The organism is Telluria beijingensis, from assembly GCF_030770395.1.
Lineage (GTDB): Bacteria > Pseudomonadota > Gammaproteobacteria > Burkholderiales > Burkholderiaceae_D > Telluria > Telluria beijingensis.
Genome location: NZ_CP132480.1, coordinates 3,567,341 through 3,591,907, shown reverse-complemented (window position 1 = coordinate 3,591,907; position 24,567 = coordinate 3,567,341). Strand labels below are relative to the sequence as shown.

Genomic DNA, 24,567 nt, shown 5'->3' with positions numbered 1-24,567 from the left:
CAGCTAGTGTGCAGCGCATGCGCTGACGCACGTTAGCGCGATCCTCCGCGAAGCTTGCACGATCATCCGAAGCTGGCGATCAACGCGACTCCGGCAACCTGATCTTGACCACCGCATTCCCCGACGTCACATACAGATTGCCCTTGCCATCCGCAACGACGCCGCGCACGTCCGCCAGGCTGCCCGGCAAATCTCCGGTGCGCAGGGTCATCGAGCGCGTGGTGCCCGCGACCGTGGTGACCACGCCGGCCGGCGTGATCTTGCGCACCAGGTTATTGATCGCATCCGCCGCATAAACATTGCCTTGCGGGTCGACCGTCAAGCCCACCACCTGCTCGAAGCGCGCCGCGTTGCCGGTGCCGTTGGCCGCGCCCCGGACGTTCGGCGCCCCTGCCAGCGTGATCAAGGGATTGGTGCCGATCAGGCCGTTCTGGTTCCAGCGGCTGATCTCGCGTTCCAGGTCGAACACGAACACATTGTTGTTACTGTCCACTGCCACGCCACGCGGTTCAAACAGGCTGACGCCGCTCAGATCGTTCACGACCGATTGGCCTTCCAGCATGAAAGTAGTGCCGTTTGAGATCCTGCGCGTACCGTAGCCATTGGTGACAAACAGGTTGTCGTTGGCATCGACCGCGATCCCGCCCGGCGTCACCGTGGCCACGCGGCCTCCGCTGACGTTGCTCCCGATCGGGATCAGCGCCGTCGTGCTGACACGTCCGTTGGTGGTAATGCTGCGGATACGCAGGTTATCGGTGACATAAATCGTCCCGCTACGGTTCACCGCCACCGCGACCGGATTGCCGAAGCGGGCATTGCCGGTATTGCCGTCGACGTGGTCGCTGGTGCCGGCCGCACCGGCCACAGTGGTCACCACACCCGCCGGCGTGATCTTGCGGATGACGAAGTTGCCGGTATCCGCGACGTACAGATTGCCATCGCTATCGATCGCAATACCCTGCGGCCACTTGAAGCGGGCGGCCGTACCGGTGCCGTCCATCGTGCCCTCGATCGTCGCATCACCCGCCAGGATCGAGAGCGCAGCCTGCGGCGGCGGCGATTCGCCATCGTCCTCGTCGTCCTTGTCCTTCGGGATGCCGTCGCCGCAGGCGGAGCACAGCAGCATCAGGGCGGCGGCGCCACACAGCTTCAGTCGAAGTCGGGCAGCGTCAAGGGCGGTATCGGTCACGGCACGGCGGGTCATGAATCTCTCCAGAAAGTTCCGTCTTCGATGCTACCACGCAGCAAACTAACTGCTGCTGTTCTCAGCCATGACAGGAGCATAAACTGCCGCGCACGCCCTCTAGCACTGCGTCGAAACGACACTTTCGCTGCGCAATCCAGCCTCGAAAACAGCGCCAATTTCCCGTACTTTCTTTTCCACAAGTGGCAATTTCCCGCTTGACATACGGCCAAGAGTTCCTTAAAGTCGAAATTATGTCTTTCACCCTGCATCTGTCGACCACCCTACCAGCCGCCGGCGCACTACCGCTGGCTGCCCTGCTACTACGCGCGTAACTCCGCCGTACGTCCCGGCCTCGCCGGCCCCAACAGCAGCAGCAGGATTCGACCGATGTCTACCACGCCATTTTTCGCACCATCGACTTTTTCCACCGGGTTCGTCCTGGCGGCTGGCTCGCGCGCAGGCATTCGCCTGCTGCTAAAGCTACCGATCGGTTGCCGGGCCTAGCGTTTTTCGTGGCCCGTCCGGCAGCCTCCGCCACCTCACAGACCCATGAGGTCGCCCAGTGACCAACCCATCAGGAGCCCCGATCATGCTGACCAATCCCGCCACCAAATACCGTCCCTTCCCTGCCGTCCCCCTGGCCGACCGCCAGTGGCCGAGCCGCACCATCACCACGCCGCCGATCTGGATGAGCACCGACCTGCGTGACGGTAACCAGGCATTGATCGAGCCGATGAGCGTCGAGAAGAAGCTGCGCTTCTTCAAGATGCTGGTCCAGGTCGGCATCAAGGAAATCGAGGTCGGCTTCCCGTCCGCCTCGCAGACCGACTTCGATTTCGTGCGCATGCTGGTGGACGACAAGCACATTCCGGACGACGTCACCATCATCGTGCTGACCCAGGCACGCGACGAGCTGATTCGCCGCACCGTGGAATCGGCGATCGGCGCCAAACGCGCCATCGTCCACATCTACAACTCGGTGGCGCCGGTGTTCCGCCGCGTGGTGTTCGGCATGGAGCGCGACGAGATCGTGCAGATCGCCGTCAAGGGTACGCAGCTGATCAAGGAACTCACCAGCCAGCATCCGCAGACCCAATGGGGCCTGGAATATTCGCCGGAATCGTTCTCGACTACCGAACTCGATTTCTCGAAGCAGATCACCGATGCGGTCAGCGCCGTGTGGCAGCCGACGCCCGACAACAAGATGATCGTCAACCTGCCATCGACGGTCGAAGCGGCCACGCCGAACGTGTATGCCGACCAGATCGAATGGATGTGCCGCAACCTGAACAACCGCGACTCGCTGGTCATCAGCATCCACCCGCACAATGACCGCGGCACCGCGGTGGCCGCCGCCGAACTGGCGGTGATGGCCGGCGCCGACCGCGTCGAAGGCTGCCTGTTCGGCAATGGCGAACGCACCGGCAACGTCGACCTGGTCACCCTGGCGATGAACCTCTACACGCAAGGCGTCAACCCTGGCCTGGACTTCTCGGACATCGACGCCGTGCGCCAACTGGTGGAAGACTGCAACCAACTGCCGGTGCACCCACGCCATCCGTATGCGGGCGACCTGGTGTTCACCGCGTTCTCGGGCTCGCACCAGGACGCGATCAAGAAGGGCTTCGCCAAGCAGCAGGCCGACGCGATCTGGGAAGTGCCGTATCTGCCGATCGACCCGGCCGACCTGGGCCGCAGCTACGACGCCGTCATCCGCGTCAATAGCCAGTCGGGCAAGGGCGGCATGGCCTACCTGCTGGAGCAGGAATACGGCCTGCAGCTGCCCCGTCGTTTGCAGATCGAGTTTTCGCGCGCCGTGCAGCGCGTGGCCGACGAGAGCGGCCGCGAGATCAACGCCGGCGACCTGCATGCGCTGTTCGCGCGCGAGTACCTGGAGCAGGACGAGCCATATCACTACATCTCGCACCGCATGGTCGAGGACAGCGAACACGAAGTCCAGCTCGACGTGAACGTGGCGCGCCACCATGCGCCGCAGACCTTCGCCGGCACCGGCAACGGCCCGATCGACGCCTTCGTCAACGCGCTGGGGCTCGAGATTCGCCTGATGGACTACCACGAGCACGCGATCGGCTCGGGCGCCGATGCGCGCGCGGCCTGCTACGTCGAACTGCGCGTGGGGAATGGACCGACCCTGTTCGGCGTGGGCATCGACAGCAATATCGTGACGGCGTCGTTCAAGTCGGTGTTGTCGGCGGTGAACCGGCATGTGGCGGCAAGCGGCGCTGAAGCCGGCGAACTGGCCGCGTAATCATCGCTGCCTGCGATGTGGCGTGAGAACTTGGGCTCCCGCCTTCGCGGGAGCGACGGTTTTACATCTAGCGGTTACTACACACACCGCTAGCGGTTACTACATTCACAGTTAGCGGTTACTACATTCACAGCTAGCAGTTACCGCATACATAGCTAGCAGTTACCGCATACATAGCTAGCACTTACCGCATACACAGCTAGCAGTTACCGCATACACAGCTAGCACTTACCGCATACACAGCTAGCACTTACCCCATACGGCACCGTACCACCACGTCGTCCCCGCGAAGGCGGGGACCCAAGTTTGCCCGCACCACCACCACACCCACCATCACCCCCCACTCATCCTATCGAGCATCTGCACCGAAGCCCGTTCGCTCATCACCAGCACCAGCTTCAAGCGCGCGCGCGTCATTCCCACGAAGAGTTTACGCAGCGCGCGCTCATCGAGTTCCTCGAAATCGATCTCGGTAAAGATCAACGCTGGCGCCGACTGCCCCTTGAACCGGTACACCGACTCCGCCAATAATCCCCCTTCGCGAAACACCGGATTGCCGAACAAATCATAGGCTCCGGTGAACGAGCGCAGCGTGTGCGCATCGCTCAAGCGATCGAGCTTCAGGATGGCCGACTTCTCGCGCCCGCGGAACGAGCAGATCGCGATATCCTGCCGCCCGAACCCCGCCGCCAGGCACGACGTCACGGCGCGCCTGGTCTGCGCCAGCATCGCTTCCACATCCCCTTCCGGATACGTCATCTCCTCGATATCCGCCCCCTTGAACGGACTACCCGCCTCCACCGGCTGGCGCGCGGCGCCGAGCTTGGTCAGCATGTCGACGATCTGGCGCGGGCTGCGGTAGTTGGTGTGCGAATGCAGCGTCACCCAGCCCGGCAGCGGCACCATCGCGCGGCCGTACAGGTTCTGGTCCGGGTCTTCCATCCAGATCGCGCGGCCGCCTTCCTTCAGCATGCGCAGCACGATGTCGCGCCAGGCCACCGAGAAATCCTGGCCCTCGTCGACGATCACCACGTCGAACTGCCAGGTCTCGGGCAGCGCGGCGCCCGTCATCGAGGTCTCGATGCGATCCCACACATCCGCCGCGCCGTAGTCGGGCGTGACGTCCTGCGCGCGCAGCCAGGCGTCGGACAGCATGTGGAAGGTCGCCACCCGCCCGCCGGCCGGGACCAGGCGTTCGATGTGGTCGGCCAGCGGCCGGTTGAAGCAGACATATAGCGGACGCAGGCCGGCGTCGATCGCGGCCGTGTATTCGGCCAGCGCCAGCTGGGTCTTGCCGCTGCCGGCGGTGCCGATCACGTGCAGGCGGAATGGAGAGAATTCGAGCCGCCGCGCCCAGGTCGCCAGGCCGCCCGACAGCCGCGTCACCATCTTGACCGCGTTGCCGATCATGGCGCTGGGGTCGGGCCGCAGGTTCAGCGTGTCGCCCAAAAAGCGCGTGACCTTGTCGAACTCGTCGCTGCGGTCGGTGATCGGCAGCGCTTCGCGGATCACCCGCGCCAGCTTGGGCTTGTTGGTGGCATCGATGATGTGGTCGGGGTCGATCCCGGCCAACTGCTGGTCGCGCACGATGTAGTCGGGGCAATAGAGAAGATAATCAACTGACAGCGTGCCGTGGTAGCGCTTGGCCAGGCCCTCGATGGTCGCCAGGATCTGGCTGCGGATCTTGCGCGGCTTGCCCTGGTAGCTCTTCACCAGGCCTTCCGGAGTCTCGTTCAGGAAGCCGGCGACCTGCTCGATCACCAGGATGCGGCCATTCGGGGCCAGCACGATGAAGTCGACATCGCCATACACCGAATACCCCTGCTCCACATTGGTCCAGTGCACGCCGTGGTAGATGACGTAGGGCGTGTCGGCCAGGCGCTGGTCGAGGTAGGCCAGGGTTTCGATCTCGCGCGCGGCGGCGCCGGTGACGGCCATCTCGCGCCAGCCGGCTGGTTGGATATGGGCCATGGTGTCTGCAAGCCTTAGTAGAGTGGAAACTATTGTAAGACTGTTTCCATCATAGTCACACACCGTTGTCGGGGGAACGCACTTGTGGACAGGAACGTCGCATAATCGTTGCCGAAGTGAAAAACTTATTGTCGCCTGGCGGCAATCCAGTGCACACTTTCGGGCATTACGCTCAGCAGCAGGGCCCTCGTGCGCTTACCGTCCATTCTTACCGCGATTCGAACTCCAGCGCTGCGCCTGTGGGCGTGGCTGCTGCTGTGCGCGCTGTACCTGGCGCAGGCGCCTGCCTACGCCGGTGAGGTGCATAAATTCGATGGCAACAAGGTCAAGGGTTGCCAGCTCGACGGCAAGGCCTATACCTGCGCCAATCTGCCATCGACCAACTGGGACGATTCGATGTCGATCTCCAGTGGCTACAGCGTCCACGTCAAATCCAACGTTGTTCCGGGCTGGGACTATGGATTGACGATGTCGGGGAGCGCGCGCCTGACCAGTGCCGGCGCCATCGATCTCAGCCAGATCAATCCCGCCAAGATCAGCATCGCTGGCGGCTCGTTCGACGCGGTCGGCGAGTTCAAAGTGGGCGGCCCGGTCAATGTGACCGCCAACGTCAGTGCCGGGTCGCTGGTCCTGGGCACCGGCCCGCAAATCCAGATTACCGGAAGCATGGTGTCGCGCGGCGCGGTGTCGATCGCTTCCGCCGTCACCATCAACGGTTCGGTCAGCGGGACCCAGGTCACCACCAATTCGTCGGTCAGGATCAGCGGCAGCATCACCTCGACCGGGACCGTGTATATCGGTTCCGCCAGCACCATCGGCGCCGGGGTCAGCGGCGCCTCGATCACCACCGATTCCTCGGTCACGATCGTCGGCGCGGTCACCTCGACCGGGCCGGTATCGATCGGATCGCATGCCAATATCGATGGCGCCATCAAGGGCACCGTCGTCACCACCAATTCGCCGGTCGTGCTGAAAGGCGATATCGCCGCCACCAGCCGCTTCACGCTGGCCTCGGGCAGCACGGTCAACGGCAACATTACCTCGCCCGAAGTCGACATGTATGCGGCCAGCAGCATCGTCACCGGCAAGGTCACGGCATCGAAATACCTCACCATGGGGTCGGCGGTGCGCATCAACGGCGACGTCGATACCGGCCAGCTCAGGCTCGAAGCGTCGGAGACGATCATCAACGGCAATGCGGCGGTCGACTTCGCGACCCTGTTCTGGCATGGCCGCGTCAGCCAGAAGATTTTCTGCAAGAGCGGCACGCGGCCAGGCTACTGCGACTGCGTCGACAACCAGAGCGGCTACGAGGTCAATACCGCCAACGGCCCACGCTGCGAAGCCGTCAAGCCGCCGGCCACCGGCCTGCATCACTTCCTGATCACGCATGATGGCAGCGCCGGCACCTGCGCCGTCGAATACGTGAAGGTCAGCGCCTGCGCCAATGCCGACTGCTCGACGCTGTACAACGGCGGCGCCACGGTGACGATGGCGCCGGGCGGCAAGCAGGTCACGATCGATGCGAGCGGCGTCAACACCGCCGCCGAGGTGTCGAACATCGCCACCGGCAAGGTCAATCTGTCTCTCACCCAGGGCAGCACCAAGCCGACGGTCGCCTGCTTCAACGGCAAGTCGAACAGCTGCGAGATGGAGTTCACCGGCGGCGCGAACTTCAGTATCTCGGAACTCCCCGATCACAAGGCGGGCCACAGCGTCACGGCCATCATCAAGGCGCTCAAGGCCAACGATAGCCAGAGCGCCTGCGTACCCGCGTTCGTCGACGTCAAGGCGGTCCAGTACAGCTGCGACTACGTGAGTCCTTCCACCGGCAGCGGCGAGATGACCGTGACCTCGAACGAGGGGGCGACCGGCTCGTTCGCCTGCAAGGCTTCCGCTTCGCTGAATACCAGGTTCAACGAAAAAGGCGAGGCTAGCGTCAACCTGAGCTACCTTGACGCCGGCAAGGTAGCGCTCAAGGCCACCCTCGCGGATGTCGAGACGGTCAAGGGCAGGAAGGAATTCATCGTGGCGCCGGACCGTTTCGAACTCAGCGCCATCAAGCCGCTGCGGGCCGGCGCAGACTTCAAGGTCGCGCTCACGGCCGTGAACAAGAGCGGCGCCACGACACCCAATTTCAACGCCGCCACATTGACCGCGCTGGCGACGCAGACCGAGGTCGCGCTGGATTGCGTCGCGTCCGGCGTGCAAGGCAGCCTCACGGCCGTCAAGACCGAGTTCGCCGCTGGCAAGGCCAGCGCCACGCTCAACTACAGCGAAGCCGGCTACCTCGACCTGCGGGCGACGCACACCAAATTCCTCGCCAGTAAACTCGACACGACCGGCACCACCGGCGGCAGCGCCAACGGCCCGTGCCAGGCCAAGGCGGGCCCCTTCGTACCGGCCTATTTCCAGGTCGAGCTGAAAGACGATAATCGCAAGAAGACCAATTTCTTCTACTCGGGCGAACCGATCCCGCTCAAGCTGAGCGCCCGGAACGCACAGGGTCAGGTCACCAAGAACTACCCGTCCGGCCACGGCAGCGGCGACACCATCAGGTTCAGCGCCATCAAGGTAGACGGCACGGCGTTCGCCCCTGCAGAGGGCGTCATTACTGGCGAGTTCGAGGCCAAGCATTTCATCTCCGGCGAGACGGTGAACACCGCTCCACAGCCGCGCTTCACCTTCAACAATGCGCAGCACGCACCGCTCCAGATCCGCCTGCGCGCCGACAACCAGGCCGCCGACGCCAACCTGCGCATCGACTCCGCCTACGCGCCAACCGATCCGGCGATTGCCAAGCCCGAACAGGCCCTACCCTTCATCCGCACCGGCCGCCTGCGCCTCGGCAAGCGTTTCGGCCGGGTCGGCACGCAGCCGCTCCAATTGCCGGTCACGGTCGAATTCTGGAGCGGCAAGAGCTGGGTAGTGAACACCCAGGATAGCTACACCGTCATTCCCGGCAGCGCCTTCGCGCAGACGCCCGGCAGCGCCGGCGGAGCCACACCCGCCGCCAACAACCTGCCCGAGGTGAAAATCGTGAATGGCTCGGGCATTCTCTCGGTCTTGGGCAATGTGCCGGGCTGGATCGACATCGCCATCAACCTGGGGCCAGATCAGCAGGACACCTCCTGCCTGACGGTGCACCCCGCCAGCACCGGCGCCAAGCAGGCCTGGCTGCGCTCGCCCCTGGCCTGCAACGGCCAATGGGGCAGCCCTGCCATCGATCCTTCCGCGCGCGCCACCTTCGGCGTCTTCCCGGTCGACAACCGCCGCATCATCCACGTGCGCGAGGTGTTCAATTGAGGCGCGAGAAAGGGTTCACGATGGTGGAACTGATCACGGTGATGATCCTGCTCGGCGTGCTGGCCGCGATCGGCATCCCGCGGCTGATGGGCGACAACACCACGGCGGCGGTCGTATTCGGCGACCAGGTCGCCAGTGCGCTGCGCCATGCGCAAACGTCGGCGGTGGCGCACCGGCGCCTGGTGTGTGCATCGCTGGGCGAGCGTTCGGTCGGCTTGACCATCCGCACCGCCACCAGCCTTCCCGCCGCGAATGCCGGCGCCGGCGCCTGCACCGCGGCGCTGCAGGGCATCGAGGCCGGCGCCTACGACAGCAGCGACAGCAAGGTCGCGCTGGCGAACGCGCCGCTGCTGCTGTTCTTCCGGCCGGACGGCACGGTGGCGGCCAGCGCCAACGGCGCGCCGCTCGGCCGGCTCGCCCTCGACGTCAAGCTCGGCACAGTGGTCCAGCGCAGCATCCGGCTCGAAGGAAGCACCGGCTATGTCAAATAAAAGGCGCATGGCCGGGGTCACCCTGGTCGAACTGATCGTCGCCATCGTCATCGTCGGCGCCGCCCTGGCCGGCCTGGTCGCGGCCTACAATCGCGCCAGCGTCGCCAGCGCCGATCCCCTGGTCACCCAGCAGATGCTGGCGATCGCCGAGAGCATGATGGAAGAAGTAATGCTCAAGCCTTATGCCGGCGACGGCACGAAAGGCGCCACCCGCGCCAGCTACGACGAGATCGGCGACTATGCCAACTACGCGGCGCAGGCCGTGACCGATGCCGACGGCGTTGCCATCGCCGGCCTGGGACGCTACAAGGTCAGCGTTGCGGTCGATCCGCTGGCCACCGCCCTTCCGGGCGTGCCGGCGGCGCAGGCGCGGCGCATCAACGTCACCGTCACCCATGGCGGCGAGAGCCTGACGCTGAGCGGATGGAGGACCCAGCCATGAGACGGCAGTCAGGGTTTTCGCTGGTCGAGCTGATCGTCGTCATCGTCCTGATCGGGATCATCGGCGGCGTGCTGTCCATGCAGCTGGCGCCGGCGATCCGCGCCTACCTGGCGGTGGCCGAGCGCGCCGCCCTGACCCACCAGGCCGATACCGCGCTGCGCCGCATCGTCGGCGACGTGCGCCGCGCCGTGCCCAATTCGCTGCGCCTCGGCTCCAATCAATGCCTGGAACTGGTGCCGAGCAGCGATGGCGGCCGCTATCGCAATGACCAGGATTACCAGAACGGCGCACAAGCGGCCGCCTTCCTCGACGATACGGCAGTGCGCCACGTGTTCGACGTGCTCACGCCATTCAACCGGGAGCCCGTGCAGGGCGACGCCATCGTCATCGGCAACCAGAATCCGGCAGACGTCCACGGCGGCGTCAATGTCGCCCTGGTCGATGCGATCGGCGCGCCACCCGCCGCCAGCATGGGCGAACGGCGCATCACGCTGCAGGCGGCGACTGGCTTGCGCGTCCCGGAAGGCTATACCGGCGCCCGCTTCATGGTCGTGCCGGCTGCCGAGCGCACCGTTTCCTATGTGTGCGACAGCGGCAACCTGTACCGGATCGCCCGCACCGACGCCAGCCTGGCGCCGCGCTGCACGGTCCCGGCCAATGCGCCGCTGCTCGCCAGCGGCGTTTCTAGCTGCGATTTCGTGTATTCCGCCAACCAGGGCGCCACCCAGGAAAGCGGCTACGCCCGGCTCCACCTCACCCTGAGCGGCAAGGACGAAGCGGTCTCGCTCACGCTCGGCGCCCATGTGGACAACGTGCCATGAATCGCATCCACCTCCGCATCCGTCGACAGACCGGTTTTGCCTATATCGCGGCGGTGGTGCTGCTGGTGGTTGTCGCCGGGCTGGCGGTTGCGCTGCTGCGCCTGACCGCGACCCAGCAGGCCACCGTCAACCAGGCGCTGCTCGGCGCCAGGGCCAGCCTGGCCGCGCGCGGCGGCGTCGAATGGGCGTTCAACGTGCTGGGCACGCAGTGCCAGCCGGCGCCGACGTCGACCACACTGACGCAGTTCCAGGCCGAGTCGGGCTTCCAGGTCACCATCACCTGCTCGTACAGCACCTATTTCGAGGGCGAACGGATTCGCCTGCCGGGGCCGGGTGGCGATCCCGAACAGGTCGCCGATCCCCTGGCCAAGCGCATCTACCGGATCAGCGCCGTCGCCTGCAACGGCGGCGGCGCCAGCTGCCCGGAACAGGGCGCCGCCGCCGCGGCGGCGGACTACGTGGAACGCGCACGCGTGGCCACCGTTTGCGTGGTCATGGATCCGTCCAATACCCTCATTCCCTGCGAAACCTGAACTCGCCGGAGGATCGTGCAATCCTGGCGGACCATCTCACCCGCGTTTTGCGGTGTAATGGCAGCATCGAACCCCGACCGCCAGGAGATGCCCCTCATGCAAGCGATCCGTGAACTCGCCGCCCTGATCGACCGCCACGCGCCGGAGGAAGGCATGCACCGGCGCCCCGTGCCCGGCATGTGGCTGATCCGCAGCGACCGCACCACCGAGCCGCTGCACGTGGTGCATGCGCCGGCGGTCTGCATCATCGCCCAGGGCGCCAAGCTGGTGTCGCTGGGCGGCAGCGATTTTCATTACGACCCGGCCAAGTACCTGGTGGTGTCGGTCGACCTGCCGGTGACCGGCTGCGTGACCCAGGCCAGCGCGGCGCAGCCGTACCTGTGCCTGCGGGTCGACCTCGATCCGCAGATGCTGGCCGCGCTCGACCTCGAACTACCGGCGCGCCCAAGCCCGCGTCCACGCGGCGCGCCGCCGTCGCGCGGCCTGTTCCTGAGCGAGACCACGCCCAGCCTGGCCGACGTCGCGGCGCGCCTGGTGCGCCTGCTCGATGCGCCCGAGGACATCCCGGTACTGGCCCCGCTGCTCTTGAAGGAGCTGCACTATCGCCTGCTCACCGGCGAGCACGCCGACGTGGTGCGCCACATCGCGCGCGGCGAAGGCCGCATGGCGCAAGTCACGCGCGCGATCTGCTGGATCAAGGACAACTTCAACCGCCCGCTGAGCATCGAGCGCCTGGCCGGCGACGTCGGCATGAGTTCATCCACCCTGCACGAGCACTTCAAGTCGGTGACCTCGATGAGCCCTCTGCAATACCAGAAGCAGCTGCGCCTGCAGGAGGCGCGGCGCCTGATGCTCACCGGCGCCAAGGACGCGGCGCGCGCCGGCCATGCGGTCGGCTACGAGAGCAGCTCGCAGTTCTCGCGCGAGTATGCGCGCTTCTTCGGCCTGTCGCCGGGCCGCGATTCGACGCGCCTGCGCCAGTCGATGTTCGATGGCGGCGCCGGGCTGCTGCAGGCCATGCGCTAGGCCGCGACGACCCCGGCGCCGCAAATGCGCGCCAGGATGCGCTGCACGTCGAGTTCCTGGATCAGCAGCTCGCCGCCATTCGCCTCGAGCAGCTTCGTCGATAGCGCCGCAGCGTCGCCCGCCAGCGCGAACGCGGCCGATGCCGCCGGGTCGAAGCGCTGCACCGAATGCACGTCGTCCACCAGCAGGCCGACCGTGGTGGCGCTGTGGCGCACCAGGATCACCTGCCCGTCCGCGCGCGGCGCATGTGGGCGGCCGGACACCAGGCGCGCCAGGTCGAATACCCACACGACGCCGCGCCTGCCGTCGTCTGCATCGACGTCGAGCATGCCGATGCGGGCGCCGCTCGTCGGTGGCGTGCGCTTGACGCGCGCGACGGGCAACGCCTCCATCACGGCCCCGGCATCCAGCGCCATCAGGACACCATCCACCTGGAACAGCGCATAGTCCAGGCCATGCTCGTGTTCCGTGCGAATGCGCTCGGGACCGGCCAGCGCCGCCAGCTCGGCCTCCGTGCGCACCGGGCCGAACGATTGCAGCAGCACCGACAGCACCGGCTGTTCGCGGCCAGCATCGGCGCGGAACTCGCGATAGCCGTCGGCGCGCGCACAGGCCGCCACGCAATAGCGGCCGCCATGTTCCACGATGCCGCGCGCGGCGCCCTGCCGCGCCGCCGCATCCAGCAGCGCGCGTTCGAGCGGCAGCTGCGCGCCCGCCGGCCAGGCCGGATCGGTGCCGCACAAGACCCGGCCGTCGGGGCTGACCAAAAAGGCCTGCATGCCGGCGCGGCCGGCGACGCCGGCGTCGAGCATATCGCGCAGCTCGACCGCGCTGTCGAACACGATGCCGATGCCGCCCACCACGGCCGTGTCGCGTTCGGGGTGGCGAATCGCGGCGTGGTAGACGAAGGTCGGCCGGCCGTCGTACAGCGGCGTGGGCGCGAACGGTTCGGCGTAATGGTCCATCTCGCTGCGCAGGCCGCACACGGCGCCCAGGGTGTCGCCCTCGATGCGGCTGCCCACCACGTCCTGCGCGCCGGTGGCGGCCACGATGCGGCCCGTGCGGTCGTACACGAACAGGCGGCTGTAGACCGTGTACAGGCCGTTGATGTGGCGCAGCAGCGCGCCGATGGCCTCGGCCCGTCCGGGACTGTCGCCAGCGGCCAGCGCCTGGCGCAGCTGGCCGGCCAGGGCCCACCAGCGGCAGTCGTTGGCGCGCTCGTACAGGCTGCGGTCGAGCATGTCGACCAGCAGCTGGGCAGTGGCGCCGGCCGCCTGCAGGCTCGAGGCCAGCACCGTCTGGTACAGGCCCTGGATCGACTGCGAGAACGCCGCGTCGCTGCGTTCTCCGGCCTCGGCGATCTGGTCGAGCACGGGGCCCAGGCGATCGCCGGCGCCGCCGGCCGCGACCTTGCCGTTCCAGACGATGCGCTTGATGGCCCGGGTGGCGCCCAGCACCGACGCCATCAGCGCATGCAGCGCCGGGCTGAAGGTGTGGGCGTGCGACAGCAATCCCTGCAGCATGCGCGGCGCCAGCTGCGCCGCCGCGTCCGGATGCGCGCCGCGAAAGGCCAGGTCGAGCGGCGCCATCACCTGCGTCTTCCAGCCGGGCGGGCCGGGATACCCCTGGTAGCCTTGCGAGACGCTGGTGGCGACCAGGTATTCGCGGCCGGCGAACAGGCGCGGCGCGGCGTCGCCATCGAGGTTGACCGGCACCCGCACGCCGGGCGCGATCCAGAGCGGATCGAGGCTGCCGACCACGCAATCGTCGGCGTCGAGCAGCAGCAGGTTGGCGCGCCGGTCGGCGCCGCCATAGGCCTGGAAGATCGCGGCCAGCTCGTGCTCGAAGCGAAAGCTCAGGCACAGCACGCCGAGGATGGCGCCGCTGTCGGGGTCGCGCATGGCCTGCGAATACAGCAGCGCGCGCGGCGCGCCGGGACGCAGGTCGCTGGCGCGGAAGGTTTCGACGTAGCCCGGCGCCGCCAGCGTGGCCGCCACCAGCGGGTCGCTGCTGCGCGCCAGGCCGTCGCCGGGGTCGGCCCGCAGCAGCACCGCGCCGTCCGGCGCCAGCAGCACGATGTCGTCGTACACGGTGTACTTGTCGCGGTAGGCCACCAGGCGCCGGCGCACCGGCTCGCGCTCGGGCGCCTCGCCGGCGGCCAGGCGCGCCAGGAAGCGGCACAGGTCGAGGTCGGCCGCCAGGAAGCCGACGTCGGCGGTGCGTTCGAACAGGTTGCGCACAAGGAGGTCGAGCGCGTACTGGGCGCGGGTGGCGGCGTCCTGCACCACCTGGCGCACCTTTTCGGACACCATATTGGCGACCAGGTCGCGCTCCAGCTGCACCAGGCCGGTGCGCGTGGCCAGCACGGCTGGCAACAGCAGGCGCGCCTCGACGGGGCAATTCATCTTTGCGGACGCCTCGATCAGGCGCCAGGTCTGGTGCAGCTCGTGCAGCGCCGCCTGGCGCCGCATCACATCCTGCATGGTTGGCAGGAAGGCCTCCACCAGACCGTTATCGGGTTCTTGGTTCATGAGAAGGTTGGATAAAATCTACTTCTCGTAAAGCAAGACGCATGCCAATCGGTTGCAATCGCACCGTCCCGGCGCGGAGGTCTCCTATAATCGCGCCATGACCTCCCCTTGCCCTCTCTTCGCATGAACTACCGCCTGGCGATCTTCGACTTCGACGGCACGCTGGCCGATTCCTGGCCCTTCTTCCTGAGCGTGTTCAACGACATCGCCGACCAGCATGGCTTCCGGCGGGTCGACGCCGAACAGGCCGAGCGGCTGCGCCACTACGGTCCGCGCGACGTCATGCGCCACGTCGGCATGCCGGCCTGGAAGCTGCCGTTCGCCTCGCGCTCCTTCATCGATCGCATGCGCGCCGTCACCTGTACCGGCCGCATCCCGCTGTTCGACGGCATCGGTCCGACCCTGCACGAACTCGACCGGGCCGGCCTGCGGCTGGCGGTGGTCTCGTCGAATGCCGAGGAAAACGTGCGCGCCGTGCTCGGGCCCGAGCTGGCGGCGCTGATGGGGCAGTACGAATGCGGCATGTCGATCTTCGGCAAGGCCGCGCGCATTCGCAAGGTGGTGCGGCTGGCAGGCACGCCGCCATCGCAGGCGCTGTACGTGGGCGACCAGACCATGGATGCCGATGCCGCACGGCGCGCCGGCATCGGTTTTGGTGCGGTCAGCTGGGGCTATGCCCCGATCGAGATACTGCGCCAGGAGGCGCCGGAGCACGAGTTCGGCGCACCAAACGACCTGCTGTCACTGGCGCGGCCGTGAGGTGCGGGCTCAGCCCTTCACGCACACCACCTGCTTGAGCGTGTGGACCACGTCGACCAGCTCGCGCTGGGCGTGCATGACGGCGTCGATGTCCTTGTAGGCCATCGGGATTTCATCGATCACGCCCTCGTCCTTGCGGCACTCGACGCCGCGCGTGGCGCGTTCCTGGTCGGCCACCGTGAAGCGGCGCTTGGCTTCGGTGCGGCTCATCGTGCGGCCCGCGCCATGGCTGCAGCTGTTGAAGCTTTCTGGATTGCCCTTGCCGCGCACAATGAAGCTGCGCGCGCCCATCGAGCCGGGAATGATGCCCAGCTCCCCTTCGCGCGCCGACACCGCGCCCTTGCGCGTGATCAGGACATCCTTGCCGAAGTGGCGCTCGCGCTGCACATAGTTGTGGTGACAATTGACTGCCTCCACATGCGTCTCGAACGGTTTCTTGATGACGGTGCGCACCGCCTGGATCAGGTTCTGCATCATGACTTCGCGGTTGATGCGCGCGAACTTCTGGGCCCAGCCGACCGCTTCCACGTAATCGTCGTAATGCCGGGTGCCTTCTTCGAGATAGGCCAGGTCCTGGTCCGGCAGGTTGACCATGTGGCGCCGCATGTCCTGGCGCGCCAGTTCGATGAAATGGGTGCCGATCGCATTGCCTACCCCGCGCGAACCGGAATGCAGCATCAGCCAGACAAAGTTCTCTTCGTCCAGGCAGACCTCGACGAAATGGTTGCCGCTGCCCAGCGTGCCCAGGTGCTTGTAGTGGTTCGCATGGCGCAGCTTGGGATACTTGCGGCAGATGTCGTCGAACTCGTCCTTGAGCCTGGCCCAGCCGGCATCGACGGTGGACGGCGGCTGGTGCCAGGAACCGACGTCGCGGCCCCTGGCATTGCGCGTCCTCGGCGTCATGCCGTGCGGCACCGCCTGCTCGATGGCGCTGCGCAGCTTGCCCAGGTTGTCGGGCAGGTCGTCGGCGCGCAGGGTGGTCTTGGCGGCCATCATGCCGCAGCCGTTCTTACTACATGATAACTGTTACCACCACTCTTGTCATAGGAGAACTCTACCTCCTTCAAGAGGTAACAGTTCAACCACTGGCCTGCTAATTAGGTAACGATTTGCCGCTTCATTCTCGAATTCGAATCCGGCACGTTTCGTCGAGACAATCCAACGTTAACGGTTACTAACTGCAAGCAATTTTTCCTTCTTTCCTCCAAGATAGCTAGTACAATTTCAGCAATACTTGGAGGGAGCATGAGTAACGCGACAAATAATGGATACCGAGTTGGCGCGCAGTCGGAATGGTTCGATAAATTGCCTGATGGCAAAGATTTGGACGCGATGGTTCTCCGAGTCAGAAAGATTATCGAGCCATGGCTTACCGCCGTCTTCCAAGCTGAACACTTAAATTTGTTGCTGGGAAGCGGCTTCACCACTGCAATAGGATATTTGTGTGACGCAACGGCGACAGGCATGGGGACCCGACCGCTCGGAACACGATTTGATGAGAAGATTGACTCTTTTGCTGCCAGTGGTGCAGCCAAAATGGGCCGTGGCGCGCCGAACATAGAGGACCAGTTCCGGACTGCTTTTGCCTTGTTAGAGGGTTTGAATATTGGCGGGAAGTTTGAAGACATCAATTCTCTCAAGACCGCCTTGGACTCACGAATGAGCGAGTTTCTTTCGTCGTTATTTTCGACGGAACGAGGTATCGCAAGCTCAGAAGAAACGAAATGGAGAGGTGCCGTCACAGCCTTACAGTCCTTCTTGCTCAGCTTTGCCAGCAGAGCCGCTTCTCGTGAGCGCTTACACATTTTTACTACGAATTATGACCGACTAATCGAATATGGCTGCGACTTAGCAGGTATACGAGTAATTGACAGATTCGTAGGAGCACTTGAACCAGCATTCAGGTCATCCCGACTAGACTGTGATTACCACTACAATCCTCCAGGGATACGAGGCGAACCGCGATTCATGGAAGGCGTAATTAGGCTGACCAAGCTTCATGGCTCTTTAGACTGGGCAATGGACAACAGGACCGGCAATATCGTCCGGAGAGGCATTCCGTTCGGCCCAGCAGACCATAGTCCGTACATCCCAAACAGCCCAGTGGATACTGTGATGATATATCCAAACGCCACAAAGGATGTTGAGACAACCGCTTACCCTTACGCTGAACTCTTCCGTGACATGGCTGCGGCACTTTGTCGTCCTAACTCTGTCTTAGTTCTGTATGGGTATGGCTTCGGTGACGACCACTTAAATCGAGTCTTGCTCGACATGTTGGTTATTCCTTCAACTCATATCGTAGTTATTAGTTACTCAATGGATGCACGCTTGACTGCGTTTCTCCATAGAGCTGGGCGTGAAGCTCAGATAACTCTTTTGATTGGCCCACACTTTGCCGACTTAACGAAACTAACCGAAGAGTATCTACCAAAGCCAGCCATTGACCATATTAGCTCGCGCATGTCAGAGCTTTTACGAAATAGGTCTTACTCTCGTGCAGACGAGTCACCGGTCACGCGAGAAGAATCCTTGACAGAAGGAGAAGCTTAATGTCGAGCGCAACGGAACGGGCTGCAGGCCTAGTAGTGGGAACAGTGGAGTCTGTTGCTGCCGACGAGATTTATGTATTACTCACTCCTGAGGCGCCTCAAACGACAGCACTTAACACGGGAGTACCCACAATATTTCCTCGCCTGAACGGTTACGTCTTGTTGCCTAATGAATGTGGCGCCACAGTCGGCTTTATATCTTGGATTGGTATCGACCGAGGAATTCATGTTAAGGGACGTCGAGAAAGCGACTTAGGACTCGTTGACTTGCCCCATCCCATAAGGCGAATGAAGATTAGCCCACTTGGTACATTAGCAACTGAGCGAAATGCAAGTAACGGTGAAGTTCAGTATTGCTTGCGCAGAGGTGTCTCCTCGTTTCCGTCAGTCGGTGACCAAGTTCTAATACCAACTTCGCAACAAATCGGCGCAATTGTCGGTGTGAGCGAGCCAGGCAGAAGTGTAAAGATAGGGACGTCGCCAGCTGGGGCATGTGACATTCTTGTCGACCCGAACAAACTATTTGGCCGTCACTTAGCAGTCCTCGGTAACACCGGTAGCGGCAAGTCGTGCACCGTTGCAGGTCTAATCCATTGGTCACTAGAAGCTGCTCGCAAGAGTCAAAGCAACAGCGGTAGCAATAATGCGAATGCGCGTTTTCTATTGCTAGACCCAAATGGTGAGTACGCAAAAGCTTTTGAAGGCAGCGAAAATGCACGAGTATTCCGACCTGGAGCTTCCGTTAATGCACTTGAGGTTCCAGCGTGGTTTTGGAACAGTCATGAGTGGGCTGCAGTGTCACAAGCCCAACCTGGCACCCAACGTCCTCTGTTAAACAAAGCCCTCAGAAATCTCAGGGCAGGCCGGAGTCAACGAGAAGAGGTTGATACCACAATATCCCGCCAATTGCATCTCTATTCTTCGAGAGTCAATGCTTACATTTCCGACTCGTCCGGTAAGTCTTATGCAGCTTTTCCAGGCAGCCAAGAAGCTGCGCACTGCTTAAGAAGTCTGCGGGACGTTATGAGAAGTTTAGCGAATCGATTAGACGAAGGACCAGAGCAGGACAGTCTTGTCTCACTAGCTGAAGCAGCTAACGCAGTTTTTGCGCGAAGAACAAGACCTGGTCGCGCTGAAGGAGAATTCTACGTCAACGGCTTGAATGTGCTCGACTTTGAGGAGCTTCAGATACTTTGCAATGAAGCGCTCCAACACTTTCCGACTATCGAACACTCGATAACGTCCGGCGAGGATGACCCGGTGCCATTTGACGTGAGCTCATTTGCGGATTATATAGACGATTTAGCTGCGGATGGCGCTGGGAACACAAACCTAAGCTCTTTCATTGCGTATCTAACTCTTCGAATTCGTTCGCTAACGAGCAATAGAATTCTTGGCCCAGTGATTCAGGCTCGACCGGAAACTACATTGTGCGACTGGTTGAACGAATACTTGGGAGCTGATGAGGCGGCTACAGGAGAGGTGGCCATTATTGACCTTTCGCTAGTCCCATCGGACGCAACTCATATCGTTGTGGCCGTACTCGCGCGAATGACTTTTGAAGCGCTTCAGCGGTACCGCAAAACCCACCCGGAAGGGAAGACGTTGCCCACAGTAATGGTGCTTGAGGAAGCTCATAACTTTATTAAGCGAGGAAAGGGAGACGAGGACGGCGTTGCAGCGCCGGCTCGGCTGTGTAGGGAAGCCTTCGAAAAGATTGCGCGAGAAGGAAGAAAGTTCGGGCTTGGCCTCGTTTTGTCTTCGCAACGCCCGTCAGAGCTATCACCAACCATCTTGGCTCAGTGCAATACTTTCTTACTCCATCGGATTGTTAATGACAGCGACCAAGAACTTGTGAGCCGACTAGTGCCGGACAACGTAGGGGCTCTCCTCAGAGAGTTGCCAAGCCTGCCTTCTCGCCAAGCTATATTGCTTGGTTGGGCTACGCCGGTCCCGGTATTGGTTGAGATTAGCGAATTATCAGAAGCACAACGCCCATGGTCGGACGACCCAGATTTTTGGGAGGTCTGGTCTGGAGAGGTAACCCGGCAGGTCGATTGGGACGTCGTCGCTCGCGACTGGATATCTTAGCGTAGCGTTTCGCAAAAAGGTAGCCGCGATAAACACTGCGAGATTTTGCGCGTCCATTTATGAGAACAGCAGCGTTGACATTCCAGTCAAATTGGCACGCTATTGCTGATTTAATGAATGCAGCTCCCTAATTTAGCTCGAAAAAATGTTTAACTTAATAAAGCCTCATGTTTATTTTGCGGTCGACAAGGCGACCGCCCCGCGCATGAAGCCTGGGGCTATCGTAATATGGGTTCCGCAGGATGAGTGGAATGATTTTGGCCACCAAACTCTATTTGAATATTCAATCCAACAGGTGAATACGGAATATTCATGGCGAAAATTCAGATTGGCATTTCTTGAGGATGAAAATAATCAAGATTCTGAATATACTGTAGTCTTGTCACGATTTAAAAATTCCAAAAAGGAAATTCTCTCTGCGGACGAGTTTCCCAGGTTTTTTTCAATGCAGTCTGAAGCACATGCATATCGAGAAATTGCTGAAGAGTGGGGAACTGAAAACTGCAGACTAATTTTATCTGCACTGAACGATGTAGTTATGGCGGAGCGCACCGAAAACCAGCCGGAATGGCTTGAGGCAGCGCTCAAGTCAAGCGCATTTAATTTGTCATTTCTACGTCTTCCACAGGGATTCTTTACATATACTGAGGGCTACAATTGGTTTCTCGGAGATGTGTCGCAGTACGCACAATCACCGCCAACATGCTTAAATTTGCATTTTCACTTAGATGGATTTCCCAATCAGCATGATTTCAAGTTTCTTTTCGACGAAAACAGCCTCCTTCCCAAACGGATGGCCGCCATAATTGGGAAAAATGGAGTCGGAAAAAGTAGAACTCTCAATGAATTAACTCACGCTGCTTTGGAGCAAAAACCTAATTTAACCGACGCATCGGGACGTTATCCTCAGATTTCAAAGGTTATTGCAGTTTGCACGCCAGGGGAGACCGAAGCGACTTTCCCGCGTGCCGTTCATGGAAACTCTTCAATTCAATATGTTAGACTGTCAGCAATTCCTGGGCAGAGGATGGGTGGGCATAACGAGACACTGCCATTAGTTCTGCAAAAACTAGCGCGGGAAGATGCTCGCGACAACAGCTATCGATGGGAAATATTCAAACGCTCCGTTCAGATTATAATGGATTTTGATGACCTAGTAGTTGTTTCATCGAAGTCGTCTTTCGATAACGGAGGCTCTAAAGAAGAAATTCCTGATGGAGTACGTCTCATCAATCTTAATCGAGGTAACGAAATGCGCCGCCTTGATAACGCGCGCAGATTGGACAGAAACGGGACGCTCGCTAGAAATGTTAATGGGAGATACGTACCGCTCAGTAGTGGTCAGCTTTCGTTCGTAAGACTGGCCGCTCAGCTGTGCCTACACATGAGCTCGGGTACTATTGTTCTAATAGATGAGCCTGAAACGCATCTTCATCCGCGTCTAGTGACTGAATTTGTGCAGATGTTGAATAGTATTCTAGAGGTCACTAATTCAGTCGCGATTGTCGCAACCCATTCAGCGTATTTTGTACGCGAGATACCTACGTCGCAAGTTCACATCATTACTGTCGCACCTAACGGCGCAGTTCAGGTTGGGACCCCCCGCCTTAAAACTTTTGGCTCTGATGTAGGCGCAATTTCTGATTTTATCTTTGAAGACGATGCTATAAGTAGGTTAATTCAAGATGTTGATTTGCGGATATCGGAAAGTGATTTTCTAGACCAAAATTGGGAAAGACAGCTGGCAAGTGAATTGTCTACTGAAGCTGTAATGTATCTTAAGAGGTCGCAAAAAAATAGGAAAAACGGTGGCAAATGAAATATTTGGGCGTTCCTAAATACGATGATTTTGATATTATACGCAGGCTTTCGAAGAAGGATAACCTCGCCAGTTACCCATTGTTGGAGAAGAGCTTAAAATCTATCGAAAGCGAATATACACATTACAAGAACGTCGCCGGAGATGGAACAAAATTAAATCAGCCTCTGGCTTTAGCGAACGCTTTAAAGGAAGGCTTAAAAGCTGACTATGGAAGGAAGTTGAAGGATTTATCTTATATCGCAGAGATAAGGTCAGAGCTATCGCCAGACGTCTGTCCAATGTGTGGGAGCTTTGCGTTTGGCCAAGTTGACCACCTCATTCCGAAGACCCTCTATCCGGAGTTTTCCTTATTTTCGCACAACTTGGTGCCGGCATGTGGATGTAACCAGTCGAAATCTTCTTCATATATGAATGCCAGTGGTGCGAGGATATTTCATCCATACTATGATAAGGAACTGCAGAAGCGAATCTCATACATTGCATTTTCAGGCGACGTTAGCGCTCCTAGTGTTGAGGTCGAGCTGGCGAGAGATTTTATGACAAATGAGAGCGCAAAGTTTCACGTTCAATCCATCATTCGTAAGACAAATATTTTAAATTGGGCGGGCGCAGAGTGGGCAAAAATTGTTGGAAGGCCCCGCAAAACCGTGTTTTCCAGACTGACTATTCCGGTCAGCGCACGTGATTTTACAGACTTTTTGCAAGGTCTTTTCTTGGAATTCGATGATGAGTATGGCACCCCAAATAATTGGAAGTCTATGTTTTATTATGGATTAGCATTAGCAGATAGATTTCACGCCCCCATTAGGAAAAATTTAAACTCCAGCGGAGTAGATATATAGCTGAGGCATCTCTCCATTAGCTAAAATAGGGATAAAAGTGTAGCCGCACTTACCCTTCTAAGTCTGTTTCGAACAGTCGGTATTATGGGCTGCAAGCGGTACAGGCCAGCCAAGTATTATGGCAGTACGTCGGACAATCCATTTGGCTTCTTCTTCAGATACCCAATTGGTGGCAATTAAGCGTGGGAGATATTGGTCGAGAATCTCAACCTCGGACATATGTGAGCGTTTCCCAGCTTTTGACTCTATTGACTTCGCGGAAATGTGCCGAGCGAGGTTCTCACATACGTCCCACCTCCAAAAAATTTCAGGCGGTGTGCAGCCTGGTAAGTAGAATCGGCCGTCATACTGCGTCATTAGCAGTTTCAGTTGCGCACCGGGAACTGCACCAAGATGTACCGGGCGAGGAAAGTCTGCAGGTACTTGAGCGTAGTCGCTGTCTTCAGGTTGTGTACGAACTACCGTGTCTTCTTTGTTCATACCACCATCCGTTGGAATCAAAATTTGAATAGGTACTGTGACGGCTTGTCCTGCTTGACGGTCCGACTGGTTTCGCGCGGACGTCAATGCGGAAGTTGCTCAGTTAAGCCCACGATGCTCCGAGTATTCAGTTGAAAAGCCGAAATTCGGAAAAAGGGGTTTATCAAAAGAAGTATTACACTTGTGTCGTCATGTTTTCCCACATATAGGGGCATACCTGAAAACGTATGTGAGTACCCGTTATAAAAATTCCATCAAAGACAGGCCAACTGCCGACTAAGAGCTCTGTTTTTGGTGCACTGTCGTCAACGATGCGTATCGTCGACGTCGCTTTTCGAATGTTTGACATCAATAACACAAGCTCTCTGCGCTCAACTGTCATGGGCAGCCCTGTCATTTTGTAGAACTCAAGAAGTGACATATTTTGTTCTCGGCGCTCTTTGTTTTTTTCGGCGTATGCGACCGCAGCCTTAAGGACACGGAGAGCCGTTGAAGACATTCCGCTTACATGAAGCGTAATCAATGTATTTCGCATTTCTAATCCACGATTAGCGGGAGCGTGAGGGCGACGCTGCGGTGTCGCGGTCGAGAAAAATGTTCTAGTAGGCCTTCTTGGTCGCGCGAGTAGTCAGGTCATTACTGACATCGGGTGAAGGTCTTGTCTCGTCTTGTCTCGTCTTGTCTCGGCGAGCTACGCTAGCACCAGCATATTCTACGTATTTCGTAGAGACAGCTCAAGTAGATTCTGCGAATATCGTAGAATGGCAAAAAGGAAAGTACCTCACACTGTCTTCGGGCAGCGGCTCCGATATGTCCGAGAAGTCCGCAAGATGGCCCAAGACCGTCTAGGAGTGGCTATCGGCATTGATGAGGCAGCGGCAAGCGCGCGAATCAGCCGGTACGAAACAGGCGCGCATGAGCCACCTTACAACACTGCGCAGCTCATAGCGGAAGTCTTGAGAGTTGAGGCCGCTTACTTCTACACGGACGACGATGACTTAGCTGAACTAATCCTGCGGTGGAAATTTCTTACGCCTCTGGAACGGCAGAGAATTCTCGAGATAGCCCAACCGCATTCGCTGGAGTCTTCCTCATAATCAAATTGCACCCAGCGTTGGCGAGGCTCGAAGTACTATGAAGCAGTGTCTAGTGCCAATGAGGAGCCTTCGTCCGGCTGAATGACACTTTACGAGGTTAGCCAAGCACCGAGCCAATCAAAAGTCTCTCGCAAAGTTGTGAGGGCTCTGGGGCAACCAACCGACCTGAGACATAGGCAATGGACACGGCAATAGTCCCTGAACGACTATCCTTTGTTCGCGCATCAGCATGTATGTTGCTTTTGCTTGGTCGATGGCGAACAGTAGCTAGAAGCCACCACTCAGATACGCCCAGAAATCCTGACTGATGAACGAGAACCACACGATACCTACTCCTGCTGTTCGAAA

The 24,567-nt window shown here is 60.3% G+C and carries 16 protein-coding genes and 1 pseudogene; 12 read left to right on the top strand and 5 right to left on the bottom strand.

From position 1 onward, the window contains the following. Positions 1 to 79 precede the first annotated feature (79 nt). Entirely contained in the window at positions 80 to 1,204 is a 1,125-nt protein-coding gene (locus Q9246_RS15810; RefSeq protein WP_306391597.1) for an NHL repeat-containing protein, read from the bottom strand. A 568-nt stretch (positions 1,205 to 1,772) separates the two neighbouring features. Here Q9246_RS15810 and leuA point away from each other — a divergent pair. Continuing rightward, complete coding sequence (leuA, locus tag Q9246_RS15805; RefSeq protein ID WP_306398186.1) at positions 1,773 to 3,455, top strand: 2-isopropylmalate synthase; 1,683 nt, start codon at positions 1,773 to 1,775, stop codon at positions 3,453 to 3,455. Between the two features lie 333 nt (positions 3,456 to 3,788). Here the strand turns inward: leuA and Q9246_RS15800 are convergent, their stop codons facing one another. Next, complete coding sequence (locus tag Q9246_RS15800) at positions 3,789 to 5,426, bottom strand: ATP-binding domain-containing protein (protein WP_306391596.1); 1,638 nt, start codon at positions 5,424 to 5,426, stop codon at positions 3,789 to 3,791. 189 nt (positions 5,427 to 5,615) lie between these two features. Here Q9246_RS15800 and Q9246_RS15795 point away from each other — a divergent pair, with 189 nt between their 5' ends. The 6 genes from Q9246_RS15795 to Q9246_RS15770 all read left to right on the top strand — a co-directional run bounded on the left by Q9246_RS15795 (position 5,616) and on the right by Q9246_RS15770 (position 12,045). Further along, a complete protein-coding gene (locus Q9246_RS15795) occupies positions 5,616 to 8,732 on the top strand; it encodes a DUF6701 domain-containing protein (RefSeq protein ID WP_306391595.1) in 3,117 nt (1,038 codons plus the stop codon). Continuing rightward, entirely contained in the window at positions 8,729 to 9,223 is a 495-nt protein-coding gene (locus Q9246_RS15790) for a pilus assembly FimT family protein (protein WP_306391594.1), read from the top strand. The genes Q9246_RS15795 and Q9246_RS15790 overlap by 4 nt, the downstream gene beginning before the upstream one ends. Then, on the top strand, positions 9,213 to 9,665 hold the full coding sequence (locus Q9246_RS15785) for a type IV pilus modification PilV family protein (RefSeq protein WP_306391593.1): 453 nt from the start codon (positions 9,213 to 9,215) through the stop codon (positions 9,663 to 9,665). Before Q9246_RS15790 ends, Q9246_RS15785 begins: the two co-directional genes overlap by 11 nt. Then, positions 9,662 to 10,486, top strand: a complete 825-nt coding sequence (locus tag Q9246_RS15780) for a prepilin-type N-terminal cleavage/methylation domain-containing protein (RefSeq protein ID WP_306391592.1) — start codon at positions 9,662 to 9,664, stop codon at positions 10,484 to 10,486. Before Q9246_RS15785 ends, Q9246_RS15780 begins: the two co-directional genes overlap by 4 nt. Next, the gene (locus tag Q9246_RS15775; RefSeq protein WP_306391591.1) at positions 10,483 to 11,019 is read left to right on the top strand and encodes an MSHA biogenesis protein MshP; all 537 of its coding nucleotides are present in this window, start codon (positions 10,483 to 10,485) and stop codon (positions 11,017 to 11,019) included. The genes Q9246_RS15780 and Q9246_RS15775 overlap by 4 nt, the downstream gene beginning before the upstream one ends. A 96-nt stretch (positions 11,020 to 11,115) precedes the next feature. Beyond that, positions 11,116 to 12,045 carry an AraC family transcriptional regulator gene (locus Q9246_RS15770; protein ID WP_306391590.1) on the top strand — a complete coding sequence of 310 codons (930 nt, stop codon included), beginning with the start codon at positions 11,116 to 11,118 and terminating at the stop codon, positions 12,043 to 12,045. Here the strand turns inward: Q9246_RS15770 and Q9246_RS15765 are convergent. Next, complete coding sequence (locus tag Q9246_RS15765) at positions 12,042 to 14,576, bottom strand: chemotaxis protein CheW (RefSeq protein ID WP_306391589.1); 2,535 nt, start codon at positions 14,574 to 14,576, stop codon at positions 12,042 to 12,044. The genes Q9246_RS15770 and Q9246_RS15765 overlap by 4 nt on opposite strands. Positions 14,577 to 14,684: 108 nt before the next feature. Between Q9246_RS15765 and Q9246_RS15760 the strand changes: the two genes are divergently transcribed. Further along, on the top strand, positions 14,685 to 15,335 hold the full coding sequence (locus tag Q9246_RS15760; RefSeq protein ID WP_306391588.1) for an HAD hydrolase-like protein: 651 nt from the start codon (positions 14,685 to 14,687) through the stop codon (positions 15,333 to 15,335). A gap of 9 nt (positions 15,336 to 15,344) precedes the next feature. Here Q9246_RS15760 and Q9246_RS15755 read toward each other — a convergent pair. Continuing rightward, a pseudogene (locus Q9246_RS15755) lies at positions 15,345 to 16,340 on the bottom strand (RtcB family protein); the annotation flags it as partial. Between the two features lie 240 nt (positions 16,341 to 16,580). On the opposite strand from Q9246_RS15755, the gene Q9246_RS15750 reads away from it, so the two are divergent. The 4 genes from Q9246_RS15750 to Q9246_RS15735 all read left to right on the top strand — a co-directional run bounded on the left by Q9246_RS15750 (position 16,581) and on the right by Q9246_RS15735 (position 22,642). Beyond that, positions 16,581 to 17,888, top strand: a complete 1,308-nt coding sequence (locus Q9246_RS15750; RefSeq protein ID WP_306391587.1) for an SIR2 family protein — start codon at positions 16,581 to 16,583, stop codon at positions 17,886 to 17,888. Further along, a complete protein-coding gene (locus Q9246_RS15745) occupies positions 17,888 to 19,978 on the top strand; it encodes an ATP-binding protein (protein ID WP_306391586.1) in 2,091 nt (696 codons plus the stop codon). Before Q9246_RS15750 ends, Q9246_RS15745 begins: the two co-directional genes overlap by 1 nt. A gap of 145 nt (positions 19,979 to 20,123) precedes the next feature. Continuing rightward, positions 20,124 to 21,797, top strand: coding sequence for an AAA family ATPase (locus tag Q9246_RS15740; protein ID WP_306391585.1), 1,674 nt, complete (start codon positions 20,124 to 20,126; stop codon positions 21,795 to 21,797). Then, positions 21,794 to 22,642, top strand: coding sequence for an HNH endonuclease (locus Q9246_RS15735; protein ID WP_306391584.1), 849 nt, complete (start codon positions 21,794 to 21,796; stop codon positions 22,640 to 22,642). The genes Q9246_RS15740 and Q9246_RS15735 overlap by 4 nt, the downstream gene beginning before the upstream one ends. Before the next feature lie 57 nt (positions 22,643 to 22,699). Here Q9246_RS15735 and Q9246_RS15730 read toward each other — a convergent pair whose 3' ends face one another. Then, the gene (locus tag Q9246_RS15730) at positions 22,700 to 23,122 is read right to left on the bottom strand and encodes a hypothetical protein (protein WP_306391583.1); all 423 of its coding nucleotides are present in this window, start codon (positions 23,120 to 23,122) and stop codon (positions 22,700 to 22,702) included. Positions 23,123 to 24,567: the final 1,445 nt, after the last annotated feature.